This is a genomic window from Muricomes intestini, from assembly GCF_004346165.1.
Classification (GTDB): Bacteria; Bacillota; Clostridia; order Lachnospirales; family Lachnospiraceae; genus Muricomes; species Muricomes intestini.
This window is the reverse complement of the sequence record NZ_SLZZ01000058.1, coordinates 1-2,910: the sequence shown is the minus strand read 5'-3', so window position 1 is coordinate 2,910 and position 2,910 is coordinate 1. Positions and strand designations below refer to the sequence as shown.

Annotated in this window: 3 protein-coding genes; all 3 read right to left on the bottom strand. The window is 41.4% G+C overall.

Annotated elements, in window-relative coordinates:
* Nucleotides 1-115 precede the first annotated feature (115 nt).
* Nucleotides 116-502 carry a hypothetical protein gene (locus tag EDD59_RS17560; RefSeq protein ID WP_089982197.1) on the bottom strand — a complete coding sequence of 129 codons (387 nt, stop codon included), beginning with the start codon at nucleotides 500-502 and terminating at the stop codon, nucleotides 116-118.
* Nucleotides 492-1,262: an IS21-like element helper ATPase IstB gene (gene istB, locus EDD59_RS17555; protein WP_089982199.1), complete on the bottom strand. Its 771-nt coding sequence runs from the start codon at nucleotides 1,260-1,262 to the stop codon at nucleotides 492-494. Before istB ends, EDD59_RS17560 begins: the two co-directional genes overlap by 11 nt.
* Nucleotides 1,255-2,910: IS21 family transposase (gene istA / locus EDD59_RS17550; protein WP_207644078.1), on the bottom strand; the 1,656-nt coding region annotated here is incomplete at its 5' end. The genes istB and istA, both read right to left, overlap by 8 nt.

Below are 2,910 nucleotides of genomic sequence, written 5' to 3'. Positions count from 1 at the left end.
TGTAAACGGCAAGTACTTTCCAGCAAAAAGTGGAAATTATTTTCCAGCGTTTTTTGGCAAATAAAATCCAGCACTTTTGCTTATAGCACTCCGTGGTTGATCCGCGGAGCATTTTTTAACTAAATGGAAGTTCCCTATCTGGAATGGCGTAAACGGGTGGGGTCATTTCTCCCGGAATACTCTCAAGATATCGGTCCACCTCTTCGTCATTATCATCCCAGCCATAATAAGCCATTGCAAACTTCCTTGCTTCCTCTGAATTCATTCCCTGGGTATGCTGACGGATATACTCTTCATCACGATAGGACGTCAAAAATTCTACCGGGACCTGCCCATCTGCCCATGCGCCACATGTATTCTCGTATACACTATGTCCATCTTTCACCCATTCGCGCAGAGCTCTCATTTCTTTCTTGGTCATTGGTGTTTCTTTTATATATTCCTTATACTGAGTAGTTAGAAACTCTTCCACTTCATGAGATATGTGCTTATTAAATTTCATCCGTTGTCCCCCCTTCCTCTAAAAAAGTTTTTCTGTTTTCCAATCGATAGCTTTTCCCTGCCATCTGTATTCGATCGCATCGGTATGATAGCCGGTCAAGGATTGCTGTTGCTAATGCTGCATCGTCCAGAAATTCCGCCCATTCTTCAAATCCTTTGTTTGTTGTTATGATAATGGAGGTCTGTTCTTGAAGCTCTGATATCAGCTGAAAAAACAGATTTCCCTCTGTTGGCGCAATCGGAAGATATCCAACCTCATCAATAACCAGAAGGTTTGATTTTTGGATCCGGTTCATCTTTGCTCTGCTCCGGCGGTCTATTTCTGATGTGCGAAGGCACTGCATGAGGGACTGCATGGTCGCATAACTGGCTTTATAACCTTCTTCACACGCATGATGGGCAAGCGCTATCGCCAGATGCGTTTTACCTACTCCAGGCGGTCCCGAAAGTATAAGATTATACAGACCATCAATCCAGGTCAGCTCCGATAGCTGATTTAACTGTTTTTTTGTTATGGACTGGCAGAAACTCAGATCAAAGTCTTTTAAATACTTTGGATATGGAAATCCTGCGTCTTTGATGCGCTTATCTTTTGCCTTATCCTGACGATACCGGATTTCACTGCTCAGTATGTTCTGCAAAAATGCCACATAGCTTGATTCCTCTGTTTCTGCACCATGAACGATTGTTTCAAGCTCGTTCTTTGTATGTATCAGCCCCAGCGTTCCTGCATAGGTTCTGATTTCCTGTAGATTATCCATTTACAACACTCCTTCCCATTGCTTGTTCATACACACTTAAATCTCGTATTTCTGGCATATTCCCTCGGTACTTGGAGGGGAGTGCTGACATATTTTCTTTCTTTTTCGGTTCTGTTTTTATCTGTTTCAGATAAATAATACTGGACTTCAAATCCCCAGCAGAATACAGTCCTTTTTCCGAACAATAGTGAAGTCCGTGAATCAGAAGCTCTGTGTCCCATTCTTCAAAAAGTTTTCTTATCACACCAAGCTGATCTCTGTAATAGCGGGGCTTCGCCTGGTGGATATGTTCTAAAAACGGCACAACCAGTTCATCATTCTGAAATAGTTCCTGAACAGTTTTCTCCTGTTCTTGTAATGACTTGCTCTTATCACGTTCATCCCTTTTCTGACCAATTAATTTCCCTTTGTCATGACAGAGAGGGTGCGTTGCATAGATTTCACCTGTCAGGGTATCTGTGATGGAAAGGATATCATTCTCAACAATCATGAATACACGTTTTCCTGCACTATAAGTACCTTTTGGCACACGATAGCGGTTTCCTTTGTATAAAACGATGTTGTCTTTTCTGACCTGATAATCTATACTGTCATTAACAGCAACTGTGAAGTTGTATGCAGATACTGGTATGAGGTATTCCTTTTCGAGAGAAAATACCTCTGCTGGTATCTTTTGTGTTGTTCCATGTATTTTCTTATTTCCAGTTCTTTTTAGCCAAGCAATGCAGTCTGTATTAAAGCTGTCTATATCTTTGAAAATACGATGTTCCGCAAAGCCATGCTTGGCATATTTTACGACATTTTCAATCAGTCCTTTGGATTCAGGATCCGCTCCATGGCAGAGAAAGATATCAAACTTTGCTTCGTTTATGTAGCTCTGAAATCCTTCGGTGTAAATGATGTCGCCATTGTTCTCACTGACTGCAAGTATCTTGTCCTGATCGTAAACCATTTCCTGCGGACGCCCATCAAAGAAGGTAAATGCTTTGATATGAGCTTGTACAAATGTATCTGTGGTAAATGGTTTTTCCTGCCATAGGATGAACTTGTAGCGAGAATGGGTCAGGACCATTCCAAAGCAGTAGACTTTCTTATGGCGGCCGCTTATCGTTTTCAGACTGATTTCGCCCATATCCACCTGTGCCTGCTTTCCTGGTGGCAATTCCTCCATTGCCTCGTACTGCCTTGATGTTTCAGGTTTCTTGATATCGTATTCCTCCCGGATAGATTTCACATAATCCCTGAAGCACCGCTCTTGAAAGTCCAGTGTTTCTAAACAGGTATGTTCTTTGATCCAGTCATAAAGCTGTGCCGCTGACATGTCAGGATATTTCATCAGGCATTCCAGCACAAAATCTTTGTGAGGATCTGCTTTCTTTTTTCTTGTTTTAGCTGCTTCAACTCTTGCAGCATAATCCCCTGGTGTTAAATTCCAGTACACGCCAACTGTTTCTCTGTTAATTCCTATTTTTCTAGCAGTTTGGCTCTTGTTAAATCCTTTTCTTTTGAATCTTTGGATTTCATAGTAATGCATCCAACTAACCATCCTTTCTTCACCTCCGAATGACAGTATATCATTCGTTGATGTTGTATAATAGTTGCTGGATTTTATTTGCCTAAATCTGCTGGTTATAGTATACCACTTACA

What these genes read in the sequence shown, in the direction of transcription:
- EDD59_RS17560 (WP_089982197.1), bottom strand. Translation starts at nt 502, where the DNA reads ATGAAATTTAATAAGCACATATCTCATGAAGTGGAAGAGTTTCTAACT.
- istB (WP_089982199.1), bottom strand. Translation starts at nt 1,262, where the DNA reads ATGGATAATCTACAGGAAATCAGAACCTATGCAGGAACGCTGGGGCTG.